This window comes from Acinetobacter sp. A47 (assembly GCF_000805455.1).
In the GTDB taxonomy this organism is placed as follows: Bacteria; Pseudomonadota; Gammaproteobacteria; order Pseudomonadales; family Moraxellaceae; genus Acinetobacter.
Genome location: NZ_JSUS01000061.1, coordinates 1 through 462 on the forward strand (window position 1 = coordinate 1; position 462 = coordinate 462).

Genomic DNA, 462 nt, shown 5'->3' on the forward strand with positions numbered 1-462 from the left:
GCTTTAGCTGATTGCAAAAGCTCGCGAATCCCCTCCTCGGCACTGTAGGAACAACTACCATCACCAGACATAGATAAAACCCTCCAAAATCATTCCTCAACAGTCATGCCCATAGACTTCGCGGTTCCAACCACCATCTTAACGGCACATTCCACGCTATCCGCGTTCATATCAGCCATCTTCCGCTCAGCGATTTTAACAACCTCAGACATCTTTATGCTCGTACAACTTTCCTTGCCGGGGCTGGAGGACCCCTTGGTAACCCCAGCAGCCTTCTTCAACAAAAATGACACGGGTGAATCGCTCACAGAAAAACTGTAGCTATTATCGGCATAGACGCTTATCCTGGCAGTAACTAGGTCCCCCGTCTCGTAAGGGACGCCCTGCGCACTCGTGGCATCATTAAACTCCTTGCAAAACTTTGGCATAGGAATACCGCGCGGACCAAGCACAGAAGCGACC

The 462-nt window shown here is 50.4% G+C and carries 1 protein-coding gene; it reads right to left on the reverse strand.

Going from position 1 to position 462, the window contains the following annotated elements; all coding sequences use genetic code 11:
* Positions 1–89 precede the first annotated feature (89 nt).
* Positions 90–462, reverse strand: a 373-nt coding sequence (locus tag OC23_RS12230; RefSeq protein ID WP_038345134.1) for a 50S ribosomal protein L11, incomplete at its 5' end; no start/stop codon positions are given.